The organism is Siphonobacter sp. SORGH_AS_1065 (genome assembly GCF_030818595.1).
Taxonomy (GTDB): Bacteria; Bacteroidota; Bacteroidia; order Cytophagales; family Spirosomataceae; genus Siphonobacter.
The window spans coordinates 1,324,717-1,349,675 of the sequence record NZ_JAUTAM010000004.1; the positions used below are offsets into that span (position 1 = coordinate 1,324,717).

Below are 24,959 nucleotides of genomic sequence, written 5' to 3' on the forward strand. Positions count from 1 at the left end.
CATCATAATAAACGAGTTATAGAAATCCTTTCTATAACTCGTTTAACTTTTTATATCTTCTCTTCCACTTTCTTCACGCCTACCTCATTAAAGAAAGTCTTCCAGTATTCACTTACGTTGGGATTATTGACTTTGGAAGAAGTAGTGGGTTCGAAAGGTAAAACAATCGATACTTCCACGGAGCTTAAATTAGGATAACGTGCCTTCAACGATGCAGCGTCCGCTTTAGCCCAGGCATCAGCTTCGGCAGTGCTCTTGGGGGGCGTTTTATGAAAGTCCCGTCGACCCGGCTGCTTCATACTTTCCACCATGTCCGAAAAGTAATACACCTTCACGGCATACCCTTCGCCTACCCTTGCGTTAATAGCAGCCAGACTGGCCTGAATATCGGTTTGCTCACTACTCTTGCTGACGTTGGGAGTAGCGAGTTGAGCTAGTACCTGTTTCGCAAAATTCAAACGCTCCCGTTGCAGGGCCAAATCGTAACTGGCTTCGGCGGCTTCTACGTCCGTCTGACTCATCCCTTCCGTAGCATCCAGCGTAGTTTGGCTGGTTAGATCCAGAGCTTTACTTTGAGCAGTATTTTCGTGAATCAGCCACACCTGTATGTTATCTCCCGCCCGACGGATCTCCTCCTGGACTAATGAGTTAATTACTTTCGTGTACTTTTTCTCCACAAAGTCTTTATCTTCATTTACACTGCGGGATTTATCCAAAAAGATGAGTGTACTGACTTTGCTAGCCTGCGGAGCAGTTTCCGTAACGGCGGTTTCAGTATTTTCTTTATTCTCTTCGGAACTAGTTCCTCCACAAGCAGACAGGAGAATCATAGTTCCTAACATGAACCAATGTTTTTTCATAATAAAGCTTTTCTTAAGGTAATCGAATCGGGTAGCTTTCCGAATACCTACGAAAAACGACTGGCTATGGCCGAAACCACGTTACGATCAGTCCCACTAATGCGGGCAAAGCCTGCACGAAAATAATGGAACGGGAAGCCGTCAACCCTCCGTAGATACCCGCTACGGTTACACATCCTAAAAAAAATAAAGCCACATTCTTCGACCACTCCGGATCCGAAATTCCTAAGGACCAAAATAATCCAGCGGCTAAAAAGCCGTTGTATAGTCCCTGATTAGCCGCTAAACCTTTCGTGGGCTCAAAAAGATGAGGCGGCAAGCTTTTAAAAGTGGCTTTGCCTCGCGTGGTCCAGGCGAACATTTCCATCCAGAGAATATAAACGTGCTCTATAGCTACCAGAGCGATTAGAATCATGGAAAACGTCATCATTTACTAAAAGGGTTATGATCGAGTAGGAACAGATTTTTTAATTTTTATTTTATCCACTGTGCGGCATTCAAAAGTAGCTTATTTTAAGCTTTTTAACTTAGCCTTAAAAAAGTCGCTTGTACAAAAAACCTAATTTATACAACATTCCGTCGTAGAATTGCGTAAGTATCAAAAAGGCGACCGATTCTGAAAAGTGAAATCGGTTCCATATTAATCATTTTGAAGCTGTGCATTATTTTCTGATTACAGAATTTTTCAACCCATTACTATCTCATTATCAATTTCTTACTGTCAGAAATTCTTTTCACGCTGATTAAATAACATATCCCTTCCAACCTTTTAACACGAGGCCGGGTCTGTTTAGTGATTTTTTAGTTATTCCAGTACTAGGAAAGAAACCATTTCGGCTCTACCCATGAACCAATCCAACAAAAAAGCAGATGTCATTTTTGACTGTGAACGAATGAGGCATGCTCATACGGGTCTGTATCATTTCTGTCTACAACTAGGCAATGCTTTGATGCTTAACAGAAATCATTCAAATCATCGTCTAGGCTTTTATTTGCCCTCAAAAGAGGCTTCGCTTTTTGGTGAAAACCCTTACAATAAAAGCCATAGTTCGCTCCATAAATACGCCATGCCTTTTGCCAATAAGTATTCGGTATGGCACGGAACGTATCAGGATTCGAACTATTTTCCGCTGCGAAGTTCAACCAAAAAAGTATTAACGGTTCATGATTTAAACTTTCTTCACGAAAACAAGCCTGCCGATAAAATTGCCAAGTATATCAAGAATTTGCAGGATAAAATTGATCGAACGGATCGCATTGTAACGATCTCCAATTTTGTAAAAAAAGAGATTGAAGAAACCATGAATCTTCGGGGAAAAGAAATTCAGGTTATTTACAATGGCTGCAATATTAACGAGCATATTCGACCCATCAAACCTCAGTTTTCGGTAGAAAATCCTTTCCTTTTCAGTATCGGTACGATTGCTCCCAAAAAGAATTTTCACGTATTACCCGCCATGTTGCTGGACAATGATCTGGATTTAATCATTGCGGGAACGATGTTTCATAAAGAATACCACCAGAAAGTTTTAAGCGAATCCAAACGCCTGGGTGTGCATAATCGAGTACATTTGACGGGCCCTATTACGGAAGCTGAAAAATACTGGTTACTTAAAAATTGCGATTTATTCTGTTTTCCATCCTTGGCTGAGGGCTTCGGATTACCCGTGATTGAAGCCATGCACTTTGGCAAAAACGTGGTCCTTTCGGATTCAACGTCCTTACCTGAAATCGGCGGTCCTCATGCTCATTACTTTGACGGGTTCGATCCCGATCAGGTGAGTATGTTAACCACCAAAATTCTGGAAAGCATTGACACGCAGGCTGAAAGTCAGCAGATCAAAGCCTGGGCTCAGCAATTCAACTGGAGAAACACTGCCGAAGAATACTGGCAGATTTACAAAGAGTTACTGCAGGATTAAGCCCTCAAACAAAAGCGGTATCAGCAATGCTAATACCGCTTTTGTTTGAAATAGCCCTTATAGATTCTTCTGATTTCTATTCAAAACGCTTATGATTAGCTTTTTTACCGTTTCCATTTCTTCTGGTTTACTGGACGCGATGAACAACGTTAAACTGGCCAGAGCTTCATTGCTAATCAGGGTAAACCCATTCTTGGTATAGAGCATTTCATTTTCGTTCAGAAACAATAGAAAACAGGCCGCCGCAATGCGTTTGTTACCATCAACGAATGCATGATTTTTGACAATCAAATAAAGAAGGGTAGCTGCTTTTTCTTCAATGGAGGGATAAAAGTCCGTTTCGCCAAATCCCTGAGCAATCTGAAGTGTTGCACTTTGAAAACCCTGGTCTTTTTCTTTTCCAAATATTGCCGACTCAAAGTCGGTTCTCATCGCATCAATCACCTGGAAGTAATCCTTCAGGTCAGGGTAGACTGCCGGGCGTTTCGTAAGTCCAAGCTTGTCCAGCCTTTCATGGTCGTAATCATCCAGCAACTCAAGCCCCGTTGAATACCAGCTAAGCCATTGGATCTCTTCCGACCTACTTTTACTTTCGATGGCTCGGCTTAGTATTCGAATGCCTTCTTTTAAGGTCTGAATCTGCTGTTGTTTCTGCTCCAGCCGTTTTTCATTAAGGGCATACCCTTGTATCAAATACTCCTTTAAACGCTGCGTAGCCCACTGCCGGAATCTGGTTCCCTGCCGAGATTTGACCCGATAGCCCACGGATATAATCAGATCAAGATTATAGTGTTCGATTTGATAGGTTTTACCATCAGCAGCAGTTGTCGCAAATTTTGCGACAACTGCATTTTCGATCAATTCTGCCTCCTGAAATACATTATTAATGTGTTTGCCTATGGTCTTCACATCTCTATCAAACAGATGAGCCATTTGCATACGATTTAACCACACGGTTTCCTCTTCAAACTTTACTTCGATCTGCGTGTCTCCCTCACTACTCTGATAAATTTCAATGGGGTTGTCCATAAATATATATTTATTTTTTCGTCAATATTAAGTATAAAAACTTAATAAATTAACAAATTTAAAGATATATACCTTTTTCCATAAACAAAAACGGTACGACCCAAATGAGCCGTACCGTTTATAAATCACCTTATTAACAATTAAGGATTGGCACTTACTGGAGCATTCTTTAATGAATTAATCCAGGCTGCAATTTTAAGAGCATCACCTTTAGGAACCTGAGGCATTGGTGGCATCTCCGTGGCATAACCGGGCCAGTTCTGAGGCTTAGGGTTATAGATCAAATCCACGATCTTCTCATTTGAATAGTTACGCTTGGCTACTTCTTTATAAGCTGGTCCTACCTGGCGTTTATCAGCGTTGTGACAAGCCAAACAGGTGTGTTTGGAAAGTAGTGGCTTCACTTCTTCGTAAGTAGGCACCTTTGTTTTCACAGTAGCACCGACCTTGGTAACATCCGTCTTCGCATTTTTACCAGCAACTGCTTTAGCAGGCATTTTTGCAGGAGCGGCGGTCGTAGTGGTAGCCGAATTTTTCGTGCTTGTTTGCGAAATAGCTAACTTCTCGCCCGTTGGGATATTGTTGAGCGTATAGTAAGCATTAGGGTGAACCAGGCTAAACTTGCTGTTTTTCTCCCGAATGCCGTCCAACGTTAACTGGTGTACGTAATACTGACGCAGGTTATCAACGATGATACGAGCTTTGAGCCCATCGGCGGATACCTTCACGCCTTTTACGGGATTCTCTTCTTCGTTAATCGTTGGACTTCCGTAGGTTGAGTGATATTTATAGATGAAGCTTTTTACTTTATAGCTTGCTAAATCTTCGGCACTCGCAGCATCAATGGGCTGGGTAAATTCTACTTCAAACCCATCAGGCATGGCACGAACCGCTTTCATTTCGAAAGGAGTTTTACCCGTCCAAACCAGACGTTGCAAGCCCTCATTCGCTTCTCCGGCTGAACCCCAACCCCGGTTGGTTTCACCAACAAATAATGAGTTGTCTTTACCAAAAGCCATACGTAATACGCCGGACTGGAAACCCGAACGGAAATCAAAGGCTGCTCCCTGAAATTCGCCGTTTACTTTTTCCATAAATACCCGCATGATTTTCGATTGGCCCTGATCCCCTACCAGCATTTGGCCAGCGAAAGGACCAAAAGCTCCTTTGGTATCATCCGTGATGATTTCCGAGTTAGAAATCCCCAATACTCCGTGAGGTAACCAAACAACGGGAAGCTGAATTTCAGGGAATTTTTTCTTGGCTTCGAATAACAGTAATGGATTCTTCTCTGAAGCATCGTTTTCGGGCTTAATGGCTCGGCCATTGGCATCCCGGCGACGACGCTCATCGTAGGTTTTGTAGAATTCTTCCTGCGTAAGTTTTACGGGAGAGCCAGGCAGGTTGCTCCAGCGTAGCCCGGCAGGGTGTCCTACGAAAGCCCCTTTTTTCACGTGCCAAACGCCCCCTGAACCCATCCAGTCACCCTGGTTATCCGTGTAAAAAAGTTCGCCGTCAATCATGCCTAGTCCGCACGGAGAACGCATACCCGTTGCCCAGGGCTCCATTTTTCCGTCGGGAGAAATTTTCATAACCCAACCGCGGTAAGGCACTTTACTCTCCCCTCTCCACCATTCTTCATTACCAAAGGCTACGTTAGCACTCACAAAGAAACTGCCATCGGGAGCGATTTTAGGACCGAAGCTATACTCGTGGTAGTGACCAGAGATTGGCCAGGCGTATACGGTATGGTACTGATCGGCTTTTCCATCACCGTTGGTATCCGTCAGACGGGTTAACTCTCCGCGTTGAGCACAGTAGAAAGAGCCATCTTTGTAAACCAGACCCAGGATTTCGTGCAGACCACTGGCAAATTTGCGGAAGTGCGGTCTAGGGCTACTGGGATTTTCAATCACCCAAACATCACCCCGACGCGTCGAAACAGCCACGTCTCCGTTGGGCAGGGAAGTTACCCCGCCAATTTCCAGTACGATGCCTTCCGGCGTACTTACTTTAACAATTTTATAGAGATCGCTTTCAGCCGGAGAACTGTCCTGAGCCAGTGCAGCCGTCGCCATTCCCAGACTCAAAAGCGTCGCTTGAAGAATACGTTTCATTGACAATGCGTTATTAGGCAAGTCCCGAGAAGCGGAAGCAGTCAGCACCTGCACTATACTATTTAGAATAGAATTTCGTAGTTGATTTTGTTAGCCGAAACGGGCATAATCAGCTCTTGCCGATCCCCGGATTTGCGAAGCGTCGCTCCTTTTACGCGTACGTAATAAGCCTTACCATTAATGGCATACAGACCGGGCTCAACTTCGTTAATGTCTTGCCCAGTAGCTACCAGATGATAGAGATTAGAGCCTGGGTTTTTCACCGTAATTTCCCGGCTTAAGGCCTTATTTCCGTCCGATAAACGAATGGCATCGCTTACCTGCGTGGAGCCATACGCGTAAAGGAAAGTAGGATACCCTGCTTCGTCTACGTCATAGCCCATGGGTTTATAATTTTCTTTACCTGAGAGCGTATCACTCCATGCGGCTGACGAAGAACCTAAAACGGCAAAATCAGGAAAATCGTTAAAAGATACCAGCACGCCACGGGGACGGGAAGAACCATCGCCGCGATTGTGCCACATAGGCGTAGCATCGAGGAAATCACCTTTCCAGGCTTGCACTAAAGCTCCATTGTCCAGATCAAACGTATAGTGTAAGCCCTGAGGAGAACCTACCTGTACCGAGTGAACCACGCGTTTGCCTCTGCGGCCTTCTTTCGTGTATAAATCCATGAAGCTCCGAGTGATAGTTGCTTCACGGGCATCGATCAGAATCGGATCCGTAGCCGGGTTACTTAGTAAGGAAGAACCAGCCGTCAGCGTTGCGTGACGAAGGCCGGGACCTTCTACTTCAACGGCCAGACCAGGGCGTACCCACTCATCGCGTTTTACGTATTCAACTTCCACTGTGGCTTCACCAGGAGAAAGCTTCACCTTACCCGAACGGAACTGACCAGGCTGACCAAAACCTTCTGCAACTACTACTTTGTTATTGACTTTCAGGCGAGAAGTACCTCCGGCTGAAAGGTGAAAAGTATATTCGCCTTCCGTGGGGATTTTTACTTTGGAAGTAGAAACCAAACCGAAATTATTCGTCAGGTTAGCTACGTCCCAGGTTACCTCTGGACTGCTTCCGGTGCTACTGGCCTTGAGCTTCGAGAAATCAGGAATTTTAGAAAAGGCATCATCATTACTAGGTTGATACACCTTATAAGCATTTCCCGTCAGTTGTAAGGGTTGTGCGTTATAGTTGCGGTACGTCATGTTTTTGAACGCAACTGCACCGTGATCTCCCTGAATCATTATGGGACCTTTGGCCGCTTCTTCTTCTGAGATGGGACCGCCCGTAGGACCTGAAAGTTCTACGTTTTCCTGAACTGTAACGCCGTTGAGAACCAGTTTAAGTACCTTGGCATTTTCAATCTTTTTGCCGCTGGCATCAAAACGGGGAGCCTGGAAAGAAATTTCCATGTGCTGCCAAAGTCCTGGAGCCTTACCTGCGTTAACGCGGGGAGCGTGTCCTTCGTATAAACGGCCCGAAGGCAATTCACGACGCTTGTAAATACCGCCTACATCGCCATAAGTAGGCACGTTAACGCCCCAACTATCAAGCAATTGAATTTCGTAACGTCCCTGCAAATAGAAACCTGAATTGGAATGCACGGCCATCATGAAGTCAAACTCAAAATCGGCATCACCGTGCTCGAAAGCCGTCAGTAAATTGGCCCGGTTTTTATCACTGGGCTGATTCACTAAAACACCCGATCCGGGCTTGGTCGTTAATACTTCTTTTTGCTGAAGATCTGCGGCTGCGTCCCCGACAATCTTCCAATTGCCAGCATTGGTGGGACGAAACGCACTCATGTCGGTTAGGGTAACAGGTTGAGCAGGGGTACCGAACTGAGCCGAGGCTATGGTGCTCAATCCAGCCACAAGCCATCCGGCAGCCCATAGCCCAAGAAGAGGTTTTTTCATGTTAACGTTGAAATGTGAAAGGTAAACAACTACAAAACAAAGCAGTTTTACAATCTTTTCAACTCATGAATCTCCCAAAAAATTAAACTTATTCTACTCTAATCACAATTTCACTCGTTTCGGCTAATGCTGTGCAGGTTAGAATCTCACCCTCAGCGAGTTCTCGCTCGGTTAATACGTCATTAATGGTCATTTTAACCCGCCCTTCCTGACAAAGAGCGACGCAGGTACTACAGCGTCCACCCCGGCAACTGTAGGGTAACTCAATGCCTGCTCTCAAAGCTGCTGTGAGGATGTAGGTTCCGGCTTCTACGGCTAATTCATGCGACTGCTGACGGTAATGAATCGTTACTTTAGAAGCAACGCCAAAGCCTTCGGGAACCTGAGGTGTTACCATCGGAATCACAAAGTTTTCCTTCCTGATTGATTCTGCGTCAAAACCCATAAAAATGAGCACGATGCGAACCATTCGCATGTAATCTTCAGGGCCGCAAATGTAAAATTCGGGCTTCCCCCATCGAGCGTGATGATACTGATTGACAAGTTTTTCAAGTAAGGTATTATTAAGCCGTCGCCCTGCGGCATCTCCCCCCGGATTACTCCAGATGTGTTCAATGAACAAACGGTTGGGATATAACTCTTGCCACTTTTCAAGTTCAGCTAGAAAAATAGTGCTACGTGGATGGGTATTACTGTAAATAATAACAACCCGGCGATCCGGCTGTTGGGTTAAGACGGCTTTTAAAATCGAAAAAATGGGTGTAATGCCACTCCCCGCTGCCAATAGGAAGATATCTGCCTTTTCCTGCAAAGGCGAAGCCAGCGTAAAGCGACCTGAAGGGGGCAGGCTGTTGAGAATTGAACCTACCTCCAGCGTTTGCAAAAGCCAGCGGGAAATTTCTCCATTAGGCACTCGCTTGATCGTTAACTTAACGTCCGTATCTACTCCTGGCGTAGAACTCAGCGAATACGAACGTCTGATTTCATGGCCCTCATGAATTAATCCTAGCGTTAAAAACTGCCCAGCCTCGTAGGACAGGCCCTGGCCATCTGTGGGCTCAAGCGTATAGGTTTTACTTTCTAAGGTTTCATTCTGAACTGCCTTTACTCGCAGTTGAATCCAATCGGCCATTTTGTTAACTATTTAATCAAATTCCTGAATTACTGATTCCTGCTGACATAGGGTTGTCAGAACCGCCATCTACTTTTGAATCTACCGTCCAACGTGAGTGAATTTTATAATCAAACCTATCATTCAAGCTGCCACTTTCAGTCATTATTACCGACTTTGTCTAATAAAAATATATTTTAAATAAATTAAGCAACTATTATGCTTGTTTTAAAAGAATAATTACGAACTTTCGAACCAATTCAGCCAAATTCTCTAACAACCTCAATTCTATGTATGCTTCGATCTTTTCTTATCCTTTCATTGGCCTGCGAAAGTAGGTGTATGGGCTAGTACTATTCTTTGTAGATCATCCCGAAAAATCCCCGTTCCACCCAAAGCGGTATTATACGAAATTTTCCAGGAAGATCTTTGTATGCCAGTCGTTTCATGAATCGGTAACACGCTCGTTAGGCGACCTGACCCAGCTAAGTTTCAGACTGAATTACTAGTATCACAAAAAAGTCCCTTGTTGACTATTACCAGGAGTTCTATACACCTCTCTGTCTACTCCTCAGGTAAGCCAACGTACCCAATGGCTTAAGCAGCTTTCTGGCTAAAGTCCGCAGTGCATTACTCTCGTTTTCCTCTATTTATCCGCCGCTTCAGATTACGCATCTGAACTTGTGCACGACCACCATTCCCAATGAAAAAACTCTATCTAAATCGATGGGGCTTACTGCTGTGTATGCTTTGGGCAAGTTATAGCAGTTACGCTCAATCTGCTTTTTCACTCCAACAGGCCATTGAATACGGCCTTAAAAACAACCGAAACGTTACCAATGCTCAGTCGGATCTAGCCATCGCCAAGGCCCGCATTGGCGAAACCAAGGCCATGGGTCTGCCTCAGGCCAACGTGGCTCTGGGCCTTTCGCATACCATTAAGCCGCAACCCTTTTTCATGCCCCCCGGCATGAGCTTTATTCCCGGCGAGCCTGCTCCGCCCGGTGATGAAGAACTTGCGTTGGCTTTTGGCGGGGTTCGTTACAACTCCAGTGCCGTGGCTAGTCTGAACTGGCTGTTATTCAGCAACTCGTATTTACTGGGCCTTAAAGCCGCGAAAGTATATACTGATCTGTCCAGTAAAAACATTACCGCCAGCAAGATTACGGTGGCTGAAAACATTACGAAGGCGTATTATGCGGTTTTAGTCAATGAAGAACGCTTGAATTTGCTGGAAGTAAACGTGCATCGACTCGATACATTACTGCGGGATACGAGGGCTTCAAATCTGGAAGGGCTCGTTGAGAAAATTGACGTACAACGCATTGAGGTGCAGCGAAACAACTTGGTCACCGAGCAGCAAAACGTGCAACGGTTGCAGGACCTGGCCTATATTCTGCTCAAGTATCAAATGGGTCATCCGCTGGACCAATCCTTTGAATTAAGCGAGAAACTAGCCAAGCTTTCTTTTTCTGAAGAAATGATTCAGGCTATTAAACGCCCTTTCCAGTACGGCGACCGCATTGAATATGCTACGCTTCAAACTCAGCGGGATTTACAGACGATTGATGTTAAAAACGTTCAGCGGAGCCTTTGGCCTACCCTTTCTTTGCAGGGAACATATGGGTATTATAATGGTCGTCAAAGCATTGCCCGTTTCATTACTCGTCCCTGGCTGGATGCGGGATCCATTGGTTTTGCTATTAATGTTCCTGTGTTTGATGGTTTTACCCGCCGTTACAAGCTCTCTCAATCGCGAAGCAATCTTTTGAAAGTAGAAAACAACCTGGAGCTTCTCAAGCAAAGCATTGATCTACAACTAAGCCAGTCCGAAATTCAGCTTCGCAATTACTGGTTTACGCTACAGGAACAGCAAAAGAACCTGGATTTAGCTCAGGAAGTCCTCCGGGTTACCCAAATTAAGTACAAAGAAGGCGTAGGCTCTAACATTGAAGTCATCAACGCTGAAACCAGCTTCCGCGAGGCCCAGACCAACTACTATACGGCTCTTTACAACGCCATTGTGGCTAAAGTGGATCTCGACAAAGCCGCCGGAAAGCTCTACGTCGAATAATCTCATCTCCTATCATCGCAAGAAATACAATCATGAAAGTCACCTACTTATTTATTCTCACAGCTCTTTTAGTCGCTTGTTCTCAAAAAAAAGAAGGTCTGGAAGGTAAGAAAGAAGAGTTAGCGGAACTAAAAAGTGAGCAGGCCGAAATCAACACTAAAATCAAAAAGCTGGAAGGTGAAATTGCCAAGCTTGATCCTAAAAAAGCCGAAGAAGCAAAAGTAAAAGCCGTCTCCGTTCAGCCGCTGCAAGCCAGCACGTTTGAACACATGATTGAGGTGCAGGGCAGCGTTGATGCCAAAAATAACGTACAGATCAGTCCTCAAGCTTCGGGTGTAATCAAAGCCATTTTGGTCAAAGAAGGCGATGCCGTGGGCGTAGGAACCACCCTGGCCCGCATTGACGATAGCATCTTAAAGGAATCCATCGAAGAAACCAAAAATCAGCTTTCATTGGCTCAAACGCTTTATGACAAACAAAAGCGGCTCTGGGATCAGCAAATTGGTACGGAGATTCAGTATTTACAGGCTAAGAATAATAAGGAGGCCCTGGAAAAACGCATTGCAACCCTACAGGTTCAGCTCAACCAATCGCGTGTGTCTGCTCCGATTGCGGGAACGGTCGATCAGGTAGACGGCAAAGTGGGTATGATGGCTACGCCCGGCGTGCCCTTAATGCGAATTGTGAATTTGAGTAGTCTGAAAGTAGTTGGAAAAGTGGCGGATACGTACGTGGCTAACATCCGCCGGGGCGATGCAGTAACAATCAAGCTCCCCGATGTCAATAAGGAAATCAAGGCCAAAATCACGTTTGTTTCCAATACCGTTGATCCGCTTTCCAGAACTTTTACCATCGAAGCGACCCTGCCTTCGAATAAGGAATTCAAGCCTAATATGCTGGCTCAAATGCTCATTAATGACGTAACTAAACCGCAGGCTTTGGTAATCGAACAAAACCTGATTCAAAATACGGAAAATGGGCAGGTCGTGTACGTAGCCGTGCAGGAAGGCGGTAAAAAAATCGCTAAAGCCAGACCGGTAAAAACGGGACTGAGTTACAACGGTAAAATTGAGATTACGGAAGGCCTTTCAGCGGGTGACGAGCTTATTACGGTAGGCTATCAGGAGTTAACCGATGGACAGCCCATTAGTTACTAATCTGCCATTTAACCTTCATTCGAAATGAAATTCGAAGAATATAAAACCCTCGGTTTTACCAACTGGTGCGTGGAAAACCGAACCACCGTCTACATCTTCACGGTAATTATTACCCTGGCGGGATGGCTGGTTTACAGCAATTTGCCCAAAGAGCAATTTCCCGATATTAAAGTTCCGCAGGTTTACATTAATACGGTATACTTTGGCACGGCTCCCGCCGATATTGAAAACCTGATTAATAAGCCCATTGAAAAGCAGTTAAAATCGCTCAATGGGGTAAAATCAGTGAAGTCCAATGCTCTCAATGATGTATCCGTCATTCTGGTAGAGTTTTTGCCGGAAGTGAATTCGGAAGTAGCCCTGCAACGGGTTCGCGATGCGATTGATAAGTCCAAGCAGGATTTGCCGGTGAAGCTTGATGCGGGTCCTACCGCTCAAAACGTAGAGTTTTCCGAGTTTCCAATCATGAACGTGAATTTGGCGGGTAACTTCCCCCTGCAAAAACTCAAGGACTACGCCGAAGATTTACAGGATGCTTTTGAAGGTTTACCCGAAATCAGCCGGGTAGATATTGTAGGAGCTTTGGAGCGGGAAATTCAGATCAATGTGGATTTAGCCCGCATGCAATCTTCCGGCTTAACCTTCTATGATATTCAACAGGCCGTTCAGGGCGAAAACATTAATATCTCGGGTGGTGAATTAAATGTCAATGACGTCAGAAGAACGCTTCGCGTAAAAGGCGAATTCACGGATGTAGCCCAAATGCGGGAACTCCAGATTCGCACCTCTACGGGGGCAACCGTTCGCCTGGGCGATGTGGCTCAGGTAGAAGACAGTTACGAAGAGCGGCAGGACTTTGCCCGTCTCAATAATAAATCCGTTGTCACGCTGAACGTAATCAAACGGGCGGGAACCAACCTGATTTCTGCCTCGGAAGGCATTGAAAAAATCATCGAAGAATACAAGACCAATCAGTTGCCTGCGGGACTGAACGTTATCATTACGGCTGATCAGTCCGAGCGAACCAAGGCCGACATTCACGATTTGATTAACACCGTAATTCTCGGCTTTATCTTCGTAGTGCTTGTGTTGATGTTCTTTATGGGCGTCCGCGATGCCATCTTCGTCGGGCTTTCCGTGCCGCTTTCAACGCTCGTGGCCTTCGTCTGTTTTCCGCTGGTTGGTCCCTTAATTGGTTCGGTCTTTACGCTCAATACGCTGGTATTATTTGCTTTCTTACTCGGCCTTGGCATTGTGGTGGATGACGCGATTGTAGTGATTGAAAACACGCACCGACTGTTTAATCAGCACAAAGACTGGGACATTAAGCAGGCCGTCAAAGCAGCCGCGGGCGAAGTATTCGTGCCCGTACTCTCAGGAACACTGACGACCATTGCTCCTTTCTTCCCACTCTTATTCTGGCCGGGCATTGTGGGAGAATTCATGAAGTTTCTACCCATTACCCTCATCATTACCCTGTTTGCTTCGCTTTTTGTGGCCTACGTCATGAACCCGGTTTTTGCCGTAACTTTCATGCAACGCCACGACGATCAGCACGGAGCTCACGTAGAGGTCAATCATCGCAAGGCGATATTCAAGCCTACGATCAGCCTGTTAGCGGTAGCTCTGGCAGGTTACCTTATTCACCGTGGTGTCGGTAACTTCTTTATTTTCCTTTTACTGCTGTATTACTTTAATCATTTTATCCTGACGCCTCGAATTCTGGTGCCTTTTCAGGAAAGAATGTTACCTAAACTTCAGCATGGCTATCGCAATCTTATTAGCTGGGTCATTACGGGGTATCGCCCGGTCTTTGCCGTGGGAGCAGCCATAACTTTACTGATTATTTCCTTTATAGCCGTAACCATTCGCCAGCCAGCAGTCGTATTTTTTCCCAGCGGCGAGCCTGACTATGTCTACATTTATAACGTCATGCCGGTGGGAACGGATGCAGTAGTTACTGATAAAACCACTAGGGAAATCGAGCGACGGGTCTTTAAGATTCTCCAGGAGAACAAAGCCATGGGAGCCGTGAACTCAGTTATTTCCAACGTGGGTAAAAATGCAGGAGATCCCTTCAATCCCGACCGCTCAGACACGCCGCATAAGTCAAAGGTTACCATTGCTTTTGTGAAAAGCGTGGATCGGAATGGCGTTTCTTCCCAAGCCATGCTGGAAAAAATCCGCACAGCCGTACAGGGCATTCCAGGCACGGAAATCTCGGTCGAACGCGAGCAAAACGGGCCAGCCACGGGTAAGCCCATCCAGATTGAAATCTCAGGTGATGAATTTGAGCCTTTGATGAAGATTGAGAAGGAATTTCGGCAAAAAATTAAGGAAGCGGGTATTGAAGGAATTGATCAGCTAAAATCGGATTTAATTACCAACAAACCCGAAATCATCGTTCAGATTGATCGCATCAAAGCCGAGCGGGAAGGCATTAGTTCTCAGCAAATTGCGGGTTCAATCCGAACGGCTTTATTCGGTCTGGAGATCAGTAAATTCCGCGATTCCAAAGATGAATATCCCATCATGCTTCGATTAAAACCCGATGATCGTAGTCAAATTGAACGACTCTTGAGTCAGGAAATCGTCTACCGGGATATGAACATGGGCGGTCAGCTTCGCAAAGTTCCTTTATCAGCTGTCGCAACCATTAGTTACTCCACCACCTACAGCCAGATTAACCGTAAAAATCAGCAGCGGGTTATTACCCTAAGTTCAGATATCGTACCCGGAGCCAATGCCAACGCCATTAACCTGCAAATTACCCAGGTAATGAATCAGATGGAATTGCCCAATGGCTACCACATTCAGTTGGGTGGCGAGCAGGAAGCTCAGGCTGAAACGACAGATTTCTTAGTCGTAGCCTTCCTCGGAGCAATTATGCTGATTTATCTGATTCTGGCCACGCAGTTTAACTCGGCGGTGAAGCCCATTATTATTTTCAGTACGATTCTTCTTTCGCTGATTGGCGTATTACTAGGCTTTTCGATATTCAATCAAAGTTTTTCAGTAATCATGTCGGGCGTAGGGATTTTCGCCCTAGCTGGAATTGTAATTAAAAACGGCATTCTTTTGATTGAATTCACTGAAGAGCTTCGCCAGCGGGGTTTTCCCTTGAGAAGAGCCATCATCGAAGCGGGTGGCATTCGCATGACCCCCGTGCTTTTAACAGCCTCTGCCGTAATTCTGGGTCTGATTCCGTTGGCTATTGGTCTGACCATCGACTTTGCTGGTTTTTTCTCCGACCTAGCCCCTAACATTGTGATCGGTGGAGATAGTGCCGTATTCTGGAACATCCTGGCCTGGACCATTATCTATGGGGTTATTTTCTCGACCATCCTGACACTGGTTATCGTGCCCTGTCTCTATTACATCAATGAAAAAGTACGTATGAAATGGTTTGGTAAAGTAGATCCAGCCGAAGGCATGACCATGCCTGAATCAGCAGAAGCCGCTATTTAAGGCTACGAAAAAGAAAAGCGGGCTTGTCTATGAGTTTAGATAAGTCCGCTTTTTGCTTAGTCAATACTTACTTTTTTAAAGGCATCCATTCATAGAGCTTTCCTTTCTTTCGAATATAACCCATCCCTGGAAAATCAAGGTGAGCTCCGGCAATCAGGTAATGATGGGTAGCCGCCTGCTCCAGCAGTTTTTTTCGCTGAATGGCCGCAGCCATTGTATCCCGATCAAAGTAGGTGCTCAAGCAGGGTTCTCGCAGTTGAATCGGAGCTGAGTGAATGCCGTCGCCAATAAACAACAGGGTTTCTGTCCCACTGCTCAATCGGTAATACGTGTGACCCAGGGTATGGCCGGGACTCGCCAGGGCTGTAATGCCTTCCAAAAGCGATGATCCAGCCTGAAAAGTCTTCAAGCGATTTGCTTTTGCATAAGCATCCACCACCCGACGAGCCTGAATAAAGCCTTTTTTCTCGCTTTCGACAGCCGCATCCTGCTGGGTTTTACTTAGCCAAAAATCAAGGTCTACCTGGTTTACATAGAGCGTTGCCTTAGGAAAAACGCGTTTTCCTTGGTCAAGTAGACCATTGGAGTGATCAGCATGAATGTGGGTTAATAAAACTACATCAATCTGAGAAGGATCATAGCCCGCCCTCTTTAAATGAACAGGTAATTGACCCAGCGAAGAGCCCATGCTACTACCCGCTCCCGCATCGATTAGAATCAGTTTTGATCCGTGTTTAATCACGTACGCATTCACCGAGACGGCCACGGGATTCTTCACCCGGTCCAGATTTAATAAACTATCGACCACGCCTTTTTTAGCCTGGGGAATCAGGGCATTAAAGTTCAGGGTAATCGAGCCGTCACTCAGAGCAGTAATCTCATAATCATGAAACGCATAAGAAAAGAAACCAGTCGGAGCCAAAACGTGTTGGGCACTCAGGCCCGTAAAACCGAATATCCCGGCAATAAATAATAGTAAAGTTTTCATTGGAAGTTACAAAAAGGGGGTATCACCCAGTTACACTTCCAAAAATCGAGGGATAAAACGAATCCTTACCAGCAGGGAAATTCGATTCAAAGGGGGAAAAAATTAACCCTATCTGAAGATGAAGCTCTTACTAAACAACCCTTATGTACGAAACAAAGATTCCTAAACTTTACAATTGCGGCATAAGCCTGATCATGGAAATTATTGGTGGTAAATGGAAAGCGGCCCTGATCCTAGCCATCTCCCGGGGCACGCACCGGCCCTCTGATTTACAACGCTATCTCACCCAGGCTTCCAGACGCGTATTAAATCTGCAACTGCGGGAATTGGAAAACCACGGCATTATTCGTCGCATTATCTACGCTGAAATTCCGCTTAAAGTAGAATACGTACTCACCGATTTGGGACAGTCTCTGCTGCCTGTTCTCCAGCAAATGGATTCCTGGGGATTTAACAATCGGGAGCAGTGCCTGGAAGTTATTCGAAAAGAGGGACCAGTGCCTGCGGCTGAACACTGGTGCTCCTAGCCTTTTTATTTCATAAAAAATCAGGTTAGCTAACTCTTCTTATAGATGAGAGTTAGCTAACCTACCTATCGGGTCTTTAAAGAGTTTTAAGCCCTCACTCACTTGTTAAGCCACGCCAAAGGGCTTCACAATCTCCAGAACCGCTTCTTTAGTCAGCGGTTCATCAAACGCTTCAGTCACTACGATATCCGAAAATCCGGGTCCTAACGTGCGAACGTCTACCTTTTGAATGGTGTTTTCTTCGCCCGCATAAACGGCAGCAGGAGCTCCATCACTTTCATTTTTGGTTACCCACACCCGTCCTTCCCGCAAACGGCGTACTTCAGCAGCATGACGAGCCTCTACAGCGTGAATTTGCAAAGCCGTGGTCAGTTCAGGTAACTTATAGAGTTTGGGAGCCTGCCCTTTATAGGCCCGAACGCCCGTATCTTCAAAAGCCTGAGCAACGATTAGAAACGTCTGATAGTTAGTAAATACGTCTGGAAAGGCATCGTATTTCAAGGCAGGTTTAGGAGCCGCAGCAGCTCCCAAAGCGGTTTGCAAGAGCTTCACGTGGGAAGCTTCGTGTTTGTGAATCTGCTCGAAAACAGGACGGTCTGCACCAAAATTGAACGTGGCCTCGGCCAAGGCTTTTTTGTAGAAATCCTCTTCGAGGTATTCCAGCTTCAAAGCAAAATTAAGTACTTCCTGAACTTCGGTTGATTGAGCAAAAGCCTCCTGTGTAATGGAAGCCAAAGCCACGGGTAAGGCCACAGCCGTAGCCGCTTTACTGCCTTTTCTCAGGAAAAACCGTCTGGAATAAAACGAGAGCTTTTCAGGAGCGTCTGCGTCGACGCTTTCAATATCAGAAAACAGTTGAAAAATATTCATTGACTGGATTGTTCAAAGGATGCATGAATAGGGTAAAGCAACACCTAACAGGTGTGTTTGATACTTCAAAACGGACCTTAAGCCTTGGGCAGGCGTTCCGCAGAAATTTTTTGCTGAATGAAGGGCTGAGCCATCATGACAACTTGCGGCGGCAAGAAGGCCCGATCCAAACCCGTATCCGTAGTGATGATATCATCCCCCGCAAAACCCATCGCTTGCGATTTTGGGTGTAATAAATCACGCAATAAAGCAGCGTGACGAGCTTCCACCGACACGATTTTTCCCGACAAAGCCAGTAGCTCCATATCCGTTACAAATCTTCCGGCTCCATTTAAGGCCGCCACTCCCAAGTCTTCAAACGTATGACCTGTTTTCAACACACTCTCGCGACTGGAAAAGTCTACGGAAGAAAAGTTAGGCGTCAGCATGGGAATCGCTTTATCGCCCAGCAGGTATTTGAAGAGCTCCAGGTGTGTTCGCTCCCGGTCGCGTAAATCCGTAAAGAAGGCCAGTTCTTCAGAAGAGATGTTCGCATAAGGCGTTTGAACTACCTGCGAATAAAAAGCCACTTCGAGCTGTTCCTGGGAATAAGCCAGGTTCATGATTCCTACATCACCTGCTCCTAAATCTACCGCTCCGTTTAAAGGAGTAGGTCTGTGATCTTCGCAGGCAAGCGTAGTCAAAGCCATGGCAGAAACAGAAGAAATGCCTGCAAACCGAAGAAACGTTCGACGGCCCACGGAAGATTTGGAGCCAATGAGATCACCCGACGTGGGGGTGTCTGAAGAAAAAATTGACATAAATGGGCTTGAAAAAGGTGAATAGTATTGCCCAGATAAATTAGTTATTGTGACCTTTTATAAATGAACCGTAAGTACTTATTTCATTTGTAAAGTAACAATAGTAGTGTAACACTGTCCTTGCATTTGTCCTATTTACCACTCTGTAAAGTAAGACTCACAATTGAGTATTCTTTTACTTACTAATCATCAAAAGCAGTTAAACCGCAAGCCCTATAAAAAACAAATACCACTTTATACATACGCCTAATTCACTCATTATGAGCAAATAATTGCTATTTATTTCCGATTCAATTTATTATTTGTCGCTTACTCATGAGAGGTATTTTTCTCAAAGAAGTACAATATACCAAGATTTAGGGGGAATAAAATAAATCACTTATTATGCTATCATTTAGCGTTTAATTTTTCACTATCACTTAATTTAAGTATTATGTATTTATTCAGCTTAATTAACCTTTTTATACTTCATTAAAAGCAATAACTAGAGCGATATAGACAAAATAAAACCCGTTAAACATAAGTACGTTTAACGGGTCTGATTACGTCTGTTTACTAGGGTACTCTCCTTAACGGCTTACCACATTTACCCGGTAGTAAAAGGGAGAACTATAGAAAGCTCCTCCAGTAATATTGGCTCCGGTATTGTTAGCGTTAAAGCTCTGACCCGTAGTGAGTTTCATCGTCCCACGGATTTCAAAGTAATCCCCTACGTTTATACTGTCAGCGGGGAGCTTCAAGGTAGTCAGGGCCTCTGTAGCCGTTACTGAAATCACCGTCCGCGGATAACCCGTTGTATCGTTTTTGGCAAAGGCCGAAGCGGCAATGGATTTTAAAGTCAGCGGGTTTACCGAAGCGTTACTGCCCCGGCTTCGGGTGTTATCAACAAAACCAATCGTTAAATCATAAGAAGATAAATAACTTCCTTTATTAGGCGTAATTGCCTCGGCAACAAAGCTCATAGCTGTGCTTGAGAGAGCAGCCTTATTAAAAAAGAACGTACTGGATAATACCGGGTAAGGCGTTACAGTGCGAACATAACCGCCGTTTTCCATTTCTTCGGTATCGATCCGGTTGATCATATCGGTTTTACAGGCCAGCATAGCCGTAGCCAGCAAACCTAGGATCAGTTTATTTTTCAGTGCAATCATGTGTCTGATTATCAGTAATTTTTACCTTTATTTTAACAGATTCGCTGCGTTGTTATCCCAGAAAACGGGCACGGTAACTCCGGCTTTTTGCTTAGCATTGGCGTTACGATTGATGTAGGAAGCCGGGTAATATACCGAGCGAGGAAAAGAGCCCGGATTAGCCTCCAACGCTGGTTGCATATTCGCGGGCTTACCCGTTCGGCGGTACAGGTTATAGGATTCAACACCATTCCCGTATAGGGCCAGCCAGTATTCCGTGGCAATCACGTTCAGGCGAGCGTCATCGGTTGTGGCAGCATCGTAGTTTTCAAGCACTTTGGCTACGTACTTGCTGACTTCCGTCGTCCAGACAATATTATTAGCCGCTTCGAAGCTGGTAATCTTACTACTTTCGGTGGTGGCTAAGGCCATGGCTCGCACATCGGCCATCGACTTTTCAACGGCTGATTGTAACAGACTCCGTGCCGAACCCGTCGTACCCAGAGTCAGGGCTGATTCCGCCAGCATAAAGTCTACAAACGAACGCATGATAATAGGCTGAATACCTGCTCCACCTGCTCCGGCTCCTAAAAACACGCCTGTTCCGGCATTGTTATCGTAAAGCCCGCCGGCAGGGTATACCCCAAAAGCCGTCCGCAGTAATCCATCGGGTGGAATACCTTCGTTATTCAAGTGATCGCGTCCCCAGTAGCCCACATCCGTTGGCAAGCAGAAGAAATCCGACGCCGAAAAGTGATTAGGTTTTGAGTTAGTGATGCAACGAAGAGCGTTTACGTCCGTCGGGTTTTTAATCGTTTGACGGTAGAAATAAAACCGCATCCGGGGGTCAACGAAACCCTTGGAGTAATACATCGTTCCCATGTAGGAATTCGACTGATAATCTCCAGCTCCGGTGTTACTATACCCATACCTCGGGTGACGCGTATCAGGATTGGTCAAGTTCGAGCCATACTTAAAGGTAAAGTTCTGATCCGCCGACGAGATGAGTTTTCCTCCAGCAATCAGGGCATTAATAGCCGTAGTTGACCCCGACTTATCTACTAACCGACGGTTAAGATAGGCCTTTAACTTGAGTGAATTCGCCGTTCTGGTCCAATTGTCTTTACTGGCAGAGAAGTAAAGATCACTCGAAGGACTACTCGCCGAATTAGCCGCAAAATTGGAAATAGCGTCATTTAAATCCTTGAGTGCCACTTCATAAACGGTAGCTCCAGCATCCACTTTGGGATTAAAATTGGCTGGATCAATCGCTTCGGAGTAAGGCACATCGCCGAACATATCTACCAGATTCAGAAGAACCGAAGCCCGAATCGTGCGGGCAATTCCCGCGTGTACATACAATTGCGAGCTTTCCGCCAGTGGAATAAGCGTTTTAATATCGGTTAACAAGATGGCATACGCTCTACTCCAGGTATCATCGTAGTTACTAGGCGAAACGGCGTTTTCGTAAATAGCCGATCCCTGATTCAGCATTCGGGTTAATCGCATGCCCGGATCACTCACCTGATTGAAGTGTGTGGCATAATTCAGCTGAATATTGTTAAGCAAATAGTTAATATCAGTGTTGCTGTTGGTTACGGCATTGGGGTTATCGAGCAGATCCAGCTTACAGGAGCTTACACTCAATGTTAGTGCCGCCAGCAAAGCGAAACTTAATTTCTTGATCATCTTTTTATATTTTCGGATGAGTATGGATTAGAAGGTTAGCTTGACGGTACCTCCCAGACGGCGAGAACTTGGTCCCGTCAGGAATTCAAAACCTAGCCCATTTCCTACACCACAGACCCAGGTTATCGGTATCAAAATTGAGTCCTTTAGGAAAGTGAATAGCTCTGTACCAGAGGTTATTACCCGTAAAAGACAGCGATGCTCCTTTAATTGCTAGCCTACTAAACCAAGCTTTAGGGAACTGATACGACAGCGAAGCCTCCTGCAAACGAATGGTCGAGCCGTCATAAATACGGCCTTCGTCGCCAAAGAAGTAGTAGTTATTAAAGTAGAAATCCGAGGCAGTGATCTGGATATCATTCGGAGTTCCGTCAAGTTTCACACCAGGAACAATGATGGTCTGTGCACGATCAAAACCGCCATTCTTACCCATCGCCAGATCCACCATTCCCCGACCCAGCAATGCTCCTGCCGTCGTAGAATACATGGCTCCGCCGTGGCGGTAAGAAATCATGAAATCCAGCGTAAAACCTTTGTAAGAGAAGCTATTAATCAAGCTTGTCGTGAAAGCAGGGTTAGGATCACCTAACACGACGGGACTAGCCGTAGATAATAAGTAACCATCACCACCGACAATAAGCTGTCCCTGTTCGTTCCGACGGAAACCGATACCTTTAATCACGTTAAAGGGCTGACCTACTACGGCGTAGTTACCCAGCGTTCCGCCAAAACCTGAGATCTGTACTTCCTGAAGCGTTCCACCCAAGTCTACTACTTTGGGTTTGTTACGGTTAAAAACCACCGTTGCATTCCAGGTAAAATCTCCCCGGCTAATGGGCGTCATCGTTACGCTGGCTTCGATACCTTCATTTTTGATTTTACCAATGTTGGTCGTCGTAGCTGTATAACCCGTTGAAGCATCCAGAGGAGAATTGGTAATCAGATTCCGCGTGATACGCCGATAAGCCGTCAGATCAAAGCTAACTTTGTTATTCAGGATCTTACCTTCCAGACCTGCTTCGTATTCGGTGTGTAATTCAGGTTTAAGATTGGGGTTACCCAGCGTGTTATTCACCGACTGCGACTGCAAAGCTGTTCCGCTGGCAGAAAGCCAGGCACGAGCGTTCTGATCGAGGATGTTTCGGGTAGAGTAAGGATAAGGGAAGCCTGCTGACGTTCCAACGCCCGCTCTTACCTTTAAAAAGTTAACTACATCCGAATGCATGCCGAAGGCCGTTGTAGGCACGAAGGAAAGGCTGGCCGAAGGATAGAAAATCCGGCGGTTGGGTATCTCAACAGTAGAAGTCCAGTCGTTACGACCCGCCAAATTCAAGTATAGATAGTTGTTGAAATCGGCGGTTACCTCTCCGAAAACCCCTATACGGGTTTGCTCAACTTCACTGTCAAAAGCAACGTTATTAATAAAATTACTATGACGGAAGAGACCACGAGCTAACTGATTTTCACTATTGGCACCCGAATAACGTGTGTAATCGTTCCGCATGTTTCCGCCTGCACGGGCCGAAAAGCTAAACTTCTCACCAAAGGACTTAGAGTAGGATAAGATCATACTGTTATCCCAGATCGTATTCTGAATGTCGTAGGTTGAGTAAAAACCGTTGACATAGGACACACCGCCTTTGTTCAGCATGTACCGCTGCTTTTCAATGTAGGTGTCTAAACCAACTTTATATAAAAGTGTGAGGTCTTTCGCTAAATCGAAGGTGAACGTAGTAGCCGAGAAAACCCGGTTTACCTGACCTGTAGTCTTGTAATTTTTAAGAATCCAGCGGGGGTTAGGAATATCATTTCCACTTCTGAAATAGACCGAGCTACCGTCGATAGGATTTTCAAAAGGCCAGCCCATCAAATCCACCTGACGCGGCGTGTACATCACGTTCGCCAGTACCGAAGGGAAGTTCAAAGCGTTATTACCCGTACCTCCACTCAACGGGGGTGAATACTGATCCGTATTAGTGAAGTTAAATGAGGTAGTAACCTGTAGTTTTTTGGTTAACTGAGCATTTAGGCCCGTGCCCAGCGTGATTTTCTTAATGCCATTTTCAGGAACATAGCCCTGCTCAGCATTGTATCCTGCCGAGATATTATAGCTCACCCGATCCGTTCCACCCGAGATATTAAGGGAAGTATTGGAAATCTGACCCGTGCGGAAAAAGTCCCGTACGTTATTTGGATAAATCTGTAACCGATAAGCACCTTGGGAAGCGACATAATCGGCAAAGGCTCCCCGCAGAGCGGCATTTGAGAAATTAGCGTAAGGGTGTGTCGATAAGGCTGTGTTTTTATTTTGAGAAGGATACGCGTAGGCTTCGTCGAGCGTTGGACCGAAGTTACTAAAGAAGTAACCTAAGTTTTGCTGAAATCCACCGATGTATTTATCAGTATAATGCGGTAAGTGAGCCCGGTTGGTAAAGTAAGATTGCGTAACAGAGAACTCCGTTGGACGAGCTTTTTTCGTTCCGTTTTTAGTCGTTACCAGGATTACGCCGTTCCGGCCCTGATCCCCGTAGGTTACCGTTGCCGCCAGGCCTTTCAGTACGGTTACATTTTCAATATTATTGGGGTCCAGATCCATAAAACGGCTGGAAGACGACTGCCCACCCTCGGTAAAATTACCACGACCGTTGGTATTGGAGTTAAATGGTACCCCATCGACTACAAATAGCGGTTGTGTAGAACCCGTAATGGAAGAAAACCCACGAATGTTGATGCTGGTACCCGTACCCGATACCCCGGAAGTAGAGGTAATATTTACACCAGGAATCTTGCCTTGTAAGACGCGGGCAATGTCGGGTTGGGGCCTATTCTCGAGCTGCTTCTGTTCTAAAGTGGTAACTGAATAACCCAGAGCTTTCTTTTCGCGGACGATCCCCTGAGCGGTTACCACGACTTCCTGCAAACCTTTCGCGTCGGAGGCCATAGCTACATCCACCGTCGTTTGATTCCCCACTTCTACTTCCTGAGTAAGCATACCTACTGAGCTAAAAACCAGCGTGGTGGTACTTCCCGAAATAGTAAGGCTAAACATACCACGGGCATCTGTATTTGTACCCGTTCCGGTGTTTTTGATTCGCACTGTGACCCCTGGCAGGGCCGTTCCGTCGTCAACAAACGTGACTTTACCGGTGATCTTGCGATCTTGGGCCCAGGCAGACGTCCAGGCCAAGCACATCATCCCTAGGATGAAGTACAGAGATTTTTTCATATAAGGTAGTTTTGGTTTTGGGGTAACTGCTGTAAAGATATTACCTATTATCAAAAATTTTATAAAAGTATATTT

17 protein-coding genes are annotated in these 24,959 nt (G+C 45.6%); 5 read left to right on the forward strand and 12 right to left on the reverse strand.

Annotated elements, in window-relative coordinates:
• Positions 1–50 precede the first annotated feature (50 nt).
• Positions 51–860 carry a hypothetical protein gene (locus QE390_RS06020; RefSeq protein WP_157830347.1) on the reverse strand — a complete coding sequence of 270 codons (810 nt, stop codon included), beginning with the start codon at positions 858–860 and terminating at the stop codon, positions 51–53.
• Positions 861–924: 64 nt separating this feature from the next.
• Entirely contained in the window at positions 925–1,290 is a 366-nt protein-coding gene (locus tag QE390_RS06025; protein WP_307141482.1) for a DUF1304 domain-containing protein, read from the reverse strand.
• Between the two features lie 415 nt (positions 1,291–1,705).
• On the opposite strand from QE390_RS06025, the gene QE390_RS06030 reads away from it, so the two are divergent.
• Positions 1,706–2,782 carry a glycosyltransferase family 1 protein gene (locus QE390_RS06030; RefSeq protein WP_106636968.1) on the forward strand — a complete coding sequence of 359 codons (1,077 nt, stop codon included), beginning with the start codon at positions 1,706–1,708 and terminating at the stop codon, positions 2,780–2,782.
• Between the two features lie 57 nt (positions 2,783–2,839).
• On the opposite strand, the gene rhuM is transcribed toward QE390_RS06030, so the two are convergent.
• From rhuM to QE390_RS06050, 4 genes are all read right to left on the reverse strand, one after another.
• The gene (gene rhuM / locus QE390_RS06035; RefSeq protein WP_106636969.1) at positions 2,840–3,811 is read right to left on the reverse strand and encodes a virulence protein RhuM/Fic/DOC family protein; all 972 of its coding nucleotides are present in this window, start codon (positions 3,809–3,811) and stop codon (positions 2,840–2,842) included.
• Between the two features lie 140 nt (positions 3,812–3,951).
• Positions 3,952–5,928, reverse strand: a complete 1,977-nt coding sequence (locus tag QE390_RS06040; protein ID WP_307141483.1) for a hypothetical protein — start codon at positions 5,926–5,928, stop codon at positions 3,952–3,954.
• 62 nt (positions 5,929–5,990) lie between these two features.
• Positions 5,991–7,844, reverse strand: coding sequence for a family 16 glycoside hydrolase (locus tag QE390_RS06045; RefSeq protein ID WP_307141484.1), 1,854 nt, complete (start codon positions 7,842–7,844; stop codon positions 5,991–5,993).
• 88 nt (positions 7,845–7,932) lie between these two features.
• A complete protein-coding gene (locus QE390_RS06050) occupies positions 7,933–8,976 on the reverse strand; it encodes a ferredoxin--NADP reductase (RefSeq protein WP_307141485.1) in 1,044 nt (347 codons plus the stop codon).
• A gap of 682 nt (positions 8,977–9,658) precedes the next feature.
• On the opposite strand from QE390_RS06050, the gene QE390_RS06055 reads away from it, so the two are divergent.
• From QE390_RS06055 to QE390_RS06065, 3 genes are read left to right on the forward strand one after another with little or no spacing between them, the layout of a single operon-like run.
• The gene (locus QE390_RS06055; protein WP_307141486.1) at positions 9,659–11,029 is read left to right on the forward strand and encodes a TolC family protein; all 1,371 of its coding nucleotides are present in this window, start codon (positions 9,659–9,661) and stop codon (positions 11,027–11,029) included.
• A gap of 32 nt (positions 11,030–11,061) precedes the next feature.
• Positions 11,062–12,186: an efflux RND transporter periplasmic adaptor subunit gene (locus tag QE390_RS06060; protein WP_307141487.1), complete on the forward strand. Its 1,125-nt coding sequence runs from the start codon at positions 11,062–11,064 to the stop codon at positions 12,184–12,186.
• Between the two features lie 24 nt (positions 12,187–12,210).
• A complete protein-coding gene (locus QE390_RS06065) occupies positions 12,211–15,654 on the forward strand; it encodes an efflux RND transporter permease subunit (RefSeq protein WP_307141488.1) in 3,444 nt (1,147 codons plus the stop codon).
• 67 nt (positions 15,655–15,721) lie between these two features.
• Here the strand turns inward: QE390_RS06065 and QE390_RS06070 are convergent, their stop codons facing one another.
• Positions 15,722–16,642, reverse strand: a complete 921-nt coding sequence (locus tag QE390_RS06070) for an MBL fold metallo-hydrolase (protein WP_307141489.1) — start codon at positions 16,640–16,642, stop codon at positions 15,722–15,724.
• Positions 16,643–16,785: 143 nt separating this feature from the next.
• Here QE390_RS06070 and QE390_RS06075 point away from each other — a divergent pair, with 143 nt between their 5' ends.
• On the forward strand, positions 16,786–17,169 hold the full coding sequence (locus QE390_RS06075) for a helix-turn-helix domain-containing protein (RefSeq protein WP_307141490.1): 384 nt from the start codon (positions 16,786–16,788) through the stop codon (positions 17,167–17,169).
• Positions 17,170–17,274: 105 nt separating this feature from the next.
• Here the strand turns inward: QE390_RS06075 and QE390_RS06080 are convergent, their stop codons facing one another.
• From QE390_RS06080 to QE390_RS06100, 5 genes are all read right to left on the reverse strand, one after another.
• The gene (locus QE390_RS06080; protein ID WP_307141491.1) at positions 17,275–18,039 is read right to left on the reverse strand and encodes a ferritin-like domain-containing protein; all 765 of its coding nucleotides are present in this window, start codon (positions 18,037–18,039) and stop codon (positions 17,275–17,277) included.
• A 77-nt stretch (positions 18,040–18,116) separates the two neighbouring features.
• A complete protein-coding gene (locus tag QE390_RS06085; protein WP_307141492.1) occupies positions 18,117–18,839 on the reverse strand; it encodes a ferritin-like domain-containing protein in 723 nt (240 codons plus the stop codon).
• 569 nt (positions 18,840–19,408) lie between these two features.
• Positions 19,409–19,990 carry a hypothetical protein gene (locus QE390_RS06090; protein WP_198555246.1) on the reverse strand — a complete coding sequence of 194 codons (582 nt, stop codon included), beginning with the start codon at positions 19,988–19,990 and terminating at the stop codon, positions 19,409–19,411.
• Positions 19,991–20,017: 27 nt separating this feature from the next.
• Positions 20,018–21,658: a SusD/RagB family nutrient-binding outer membrane lipoprotein gene (locus QE390_RS06095; protein ID WP_307141493.1), complete on the reverse strand. Its 1,641-nt coding sequence runs from the start codon at positions 21,656–21,658 to the stop codon at positions 20,018–20,020.
• Positions 21,659–21,743: 85 nt separating this feature from the next.
• Positions 21,744–24,884 carry a SusC/RagA family TonB-linked outer membrane protein gene (locus QE390_RS06100; protein ID WP_307141494.1) on the reverse strand — a complete coding sequence of 1,047 codons (3,141 nt, stop codon included), beginning with the start codon at positions 24,882–24,884 and terminating at the stop codon, positions 21,744–21,746.
• Positions 24,885–24,959 lie beyond the last annotated feature (75 nt).

Excerpts from the sequence above, each read along its gene's own strand:
- QE390_RS06090 (WP_198555246.1), bottom strand. The coding sequence starts at position 19,990 with ATGATTGCACTGAAAAATAAACTGATCCTAGGTTTGCTGGCTACGGCT.
- QE390_RS06050 (WP_307141485.1), bottom strand. The coding sequence starts at position 8,976 with ATGGCCGATTGGATTCAACTGCGAGTAAAGGCAGTTCAGAATGAAACC.
- QE390_RS06075 (WP_307141490.1), top strand. The coding sequence starts at position 16,786 with ATGTACGAAACAAAGATTCCTAAACTTTACAATTGCGGCATAAGCCTG.
- QE390_RS06085 (WP_307141492.1), bottom strand. The coding sequence starts at position 18,839 with ATGTCAATTTTTTCTTCAGACACCCCCACGTCGGGTGATCTCATTGGC.
- QE390_RS06020 (WP_157830347.1), bottom strand. The coding sequence starts at position 860 with ATGAAAAAACATTGGTTCATGTTAGGAACTATGATTCTCCTGTCTGCT.
- QE390_RS06080 (WP_307141491.1), bottom strand. The coding sequence starts at position 18,039 with ATGAATATTTTTCAACTGTTTTCTGATATTGAAAGCGTCGACGCAGAC.
- QE390_RS06070 (WP_307141489.1), bottom strand. The coding sequence starts at position 16,642 with ATGAAAACTTTACTATTATTTATTGCCGGGATATTCGGTTTTACGGGC.
- QE390_RS06055 (WP_307141486.1), top strand. The coding sequence starts at position 9,659 with ATGAAAAAACTCTATCTAAATCGATGGGGCTTACTGCTGTGTATGCTT.
- QE390_RS06095 (WP_307141493.1), bottom strand. The coding sequence starts at position 21,658 with ATGATCAAGAAATTAAGTTTCGCTTTGCTGGCGGCACTAACATTGAGT.
- QE390_RS06040 (WP_307141483.1), bottom strand. The coding sequence starts at position 5,928 with ATGAAACGTATTCTTCAAGCGACGCTTTTGAGTCTGGGAATGGCGACG.
- QE390_RS06100 (WP_307141494.1), bottom strand. The coding sequence starts at position 24,884 with ATGAAAAAATCTCTGTACTTCATCCTAGGGATGATGTGCTTGGCCTGG.
- rhuM (WP_106636969.1), bottom strand. The coding sequence starts at position 3,811 with ATGGACAACCCCATTGAAATTTATCAGAGTAGTGAGGGAGACACGCAG.
- QE390_RS06060 (WP_307141487.1), top strand. The coding sequence starts at position 11,062 with ATGAAAGTCACCTACTTATTTATTCTCACAGCTCTTTTAGTCGCTTGT.
- QE390_RS06065 (WP_307141488.1), top strand. The coding sequence starts at position 12,211 with ATGAAATTCGAAGAATATAAAACCCTCGGTTTTACCAACTGGTGCGTG.
- QE390_RS06045 (WP_307141484.1), bottom strand. The coding sequence starts at position 7,844 with ATGAAAAAACCTCTTCTTGGGCTATGGGCTGCCGGATGGCTTGTGGCT.
- QE390_RS06025 (WP_307141482.1), bottom strand. The coding sequence starts at position 1,290 with ATGATGACGTTTTCCATGATTCTAATCGCTCTGGTAGCTATAGAGCAC.
- QE390_RS06030 (WP_106636968.1), top strand. The coding sequence starts at position 1,706 with ATGAACCAATCCAACAAAAAAGCAGATGTCATTTTTGACTGTGAACGA.